Origin of the sequence: Cohnella luojiensis, from assembly GCF_004564235.1 — a bacterium.
Classification (GTDB): domain Bacteria; phylum Bacillota; class Bacilli; order Paenibacillales; family Paenibacillaceae; genus Cohnella; species Cohnella luojiensis.
The window spans coordinates 1-2,738 of record NZ_SOMN01000076.1; the positions used below are offsets into that span (position 1 = coordinate 1).

At 54.6% G+C, this 2,738-nt stretch carries 4 protein-coding genes; all 4 read left to right on the plus strand.

Annotation, left to right across the window (positions count from 1 at the left end; all coding sequences use genetic code 11):
* Positions 1 to 24: 24 nt before the first annotated feature.
* The gene (locus E2980_RS24985) at positions 25 to 150 is read left to right on the plus strand and encodes a hypothetical protein (RefSeq protein ID WP_276322401.1); all 126 of its coding nucleotides are present in this window, start codon (positions 25 to 27) and stop codon (positions 148 to 150) included.
* 201 nt (positions 151 to 351) lie between these two features.
* Entirely contained in the window at positions 352 to 552 is a 201-nt protein-coding gene (locus tag E2980_RS23720; protein ID WP_135154680.1) for a SymE family type I addiction module toxin, read from the plus strand.
* Positions 539 to 862, plus strand: a complete 324-nt coding sequence (locus E2980_RS23725; protein WP_135154681.1) for a hypothetical protein — start codon at positions 539 to 541, stop codon at positions 860 to 862. Before E2980_RS23720 ends, E2980_RS23725 begins: the two co-directional genes overlap by 14 nt.
* Before the next feature lie 403 nt (positions 863 to 1,265).
* Complete coding sequence (locus E2980_RS23730; RefSeq protein WP_135154682.1) at positions 1,266 to 2,501, plus strand: IS110 family RNA-guided transposase; 1,236 nt, start codon at positions 1,266 to 1,268, stop codon at positions 2,499 to 2,501.
* Positions 2,502 to 2,738 lie beyond the last annotated feature (237 nt).

A 2,738-nucleotide genomic window follows, 5' to 3' on the forward strand; every position in this document is an offset into this window, starting at 1 on the left:
ACATGAGAGCAGAGGAGGATGCAGATGTACTGGGTGCGGGTGTTGGAGGATAGCGGCGTATGCCGCGCTGTCGGTGCCGTCGTTACGGCGGCGGTCGTGGTCGGTGTCGCTTGGCACGGACTTGGGGCGCTGTACCGCTTGCTGTTTTAATTCGGGGAGTACGCAAGGAGTTGCCGTGACCGGCAAGTGTATCGAGCACTTGTCGGCTCATGCAGGTAAGGTCACTACCTACACGCACAGCCATTCGGCTGCCACAGCAACTTGGGATTATCATATCACGCTCAAGGGGTCATGTGTAGGCTTCATCCTGCGCTCCCTGCCGCTTCCCCCATTCGAGGGGAGATAACGAAGATGCGTAAGCTTACCGTTTCACGGGCATTCCTGTACCGGAACGCACAGTTCAAGGATGTCGAAGCGCCGTTCATCCGGGTTCAGGGCAAGTGGCTGGAAGTGTTAGGATTCACCGCCGGAAGCAAGGTCGAGGTGGTGGAGAAGCCTGGAGAGATTACGATCCGACTCATGGAAGAGGGTGGTTGTCATGGCAAGGGTTAAGTATGGAACGAACATCGACAAGGACTTGATTCGCATGGCGAAGGAGAAGGCGCAGCAGGACGGGCTGGACGGCGCGAATGCCGTCATTGAAGCCGCCTTGCGAGTCTACTTCGCGAATTGCGCCACGGAAGTGTGGGAGAAGACGTTGCATGGCGGCTGGATTAAGAAGATTATTGTCCGTCCGGGCAAGGTCGTCATCGAGAGCATCCGCAGCCGCAAGGTGCGCTCGCGCTACAATCCCAAGACGTTCTCTGACGATTCGCTAACGCCCAAGGGTTGGACGAAGGTATGGAAGATGAAGCAGGGGTAAGCCTTCGGGCTTCCCCTTCTCCTTGCAAGAGCATCTATGAATTTCACTTGCAACATGCGGGTGAAATCCATAGGGGTTCTTGCCCCGAACAGCCCTCTACCGGGCAGGCAGGCTACGCTATCATTGCGGGTTTCGATGGAAACTGACGCTCGAGTTGAGGATGCCGCCTGTCCGGAAAGGTTGTTATACTTTTCCGTTGCTTACAAGAGCATCTACGGATTTCACTTGGTTCCACAGGTGAAATCCGTAGGGGCTTTTGCCCTTAAATTTGTTGTGCCTGACAGGTTTGGAAAATGGACTGGCTTTGCTATCCTTGCGGGCTTCGTAAGAAGTTCACGCTTGTGCCGAGGGTGCCGCCATGCTCCGCCTTGCATAGGTGCGACGATTACAAAAGGAGGCTACAATCTTGCAACCAGAGCAACTCCGCTATGTGTATGTTGGGGTTGATCTACACAAACGCCAGCATACCGCCGTCATCCTGAATTGCTGGAATGAGAAGCTCGGCGAATTGACGTTCGACAACGCTCCCGCCGCCTTTCCCTTCGTGCTGAACGCTGTGAACCAGCACGTGAAAGCAGGCATGACCGCCGTCTACGGCTTGGAGGACACGGGCGGTTACGGTTGGGCGTTCGGGCTGTACCTGTTCCGCCACAACCAACGGGTGAAATCTATTAACCCGGCTTTCTCCAGCGCAAAACGCAAAAGCTACGCAACTGTCCAAAAGAACGACAGTTGGGATGCCGAATGCGTGGCGCGGGTATTGCGCGACGACATGAACCATCTGCCCGACTTCAAGCCTGACGAGCATTACTGGGTCATGCGGCAACTGGTCATGCGCCGCAGGGGAATTACCAAAAGCCTGTCGGCGGTCATCCGGCAATTGCACGTCCAGTTAAGCTACGTCTATCCGAGCTACCGTAGCTATTTCAGCGAAGTGGACGGTAAAACGGCGCTAGCGTTCTGGCGGACATTCCCTTCCCCGCGCCATCTGAACAACGTGACGGCAAGCCAGCTTGCCGAGTTCTTACGCAAGTACAGCAACAACGCCTGTTCAACGAAGAAAGCGGAACAGATTCTGTGCAACGTTCGCGAGGATGGCGAGGGGAACGATCTGTATTTAGAGGAAAAGGAACTCATTATCCGCAGCCAAGTCCGGCAGCTTCGCTACTTCAAGAAGGAAATCGGACAATTCGATGTCGGGCTGGAACGTATGTTAACGCAGATTGACTGCCAACTGAACACGATGACCGGCGTCGATGTGGTTACGGCGGCGGAACTGACCGCCGAGATTGGCGATATCTCGCGCTTTGCGACCGCCGACAAGCTGGCGCGATATGCGGGGATAGCCCCGATCTTCGCTGGTTCCGGCGGCAAGGGTAGGTACTACAAGAGCAAGCAAGGCGACCGCTCCCTGCACAATATCTTCATGTCGCTGGCGATCCGGCAACTTGTCGTCCACCGGGGCACGAAGGAGCCACGCAATCCGGCCTTCCTTGAATACTTCCACCGGAAAATGGCGGAAGGCAAGACGAAGAAGCAGGCGTTTGTGTGCATCATGCGGCGGCTGGTGAACATCGTCTATGGCATCTTGAAGCACAAGACGGCGTACCGCCTGCCGGAAAAGACAGACTGCGGCTAAGCTACCCTTTAAAATCTTATGGGTACGCCGAACTGTGGATAACTCCTTAAAATGACTCAAAAATGCTTATTGTTGTATTAGTGAAGGGCACAGCCCAAGCGAAGGCGCGGGAGCTTTCATTTGAACTTGAAATGAGCTCCCGCGAACAACCGAAAACAGTACCAAATCCCGTAAAGAAGTGCTATTTTATGGATAGTGCCTCTTTGTCTTCAAGGTTAAGCTTTATAGCCTAGGATA

What these genes read in the sequence shown, in the direction of transcription:
- E2980_RS24985 (WP_276322401.1), top strand. Translation starts at nt 25, where the DNA reads ATGTACTGGGTGCGGGTGTTGGAGGATAGCGGCGTATGCCGCGCTGTC.
- E2980_RS23720 (WP_135154680.1), top strand. Translation starts at nt 352, where the DNA reads ATGCGTAAGCTTACCGTTTCACGGGCATTCCTGTACCGGAACGCACAG.
- E2980_RS23725 (WP_135154681.1), top strand. Translation starts at nt 539, where the DNA reads ATGGCAAGGGTTAAGTATGGAACGAACATCGACAAGGACTTGATTCGC.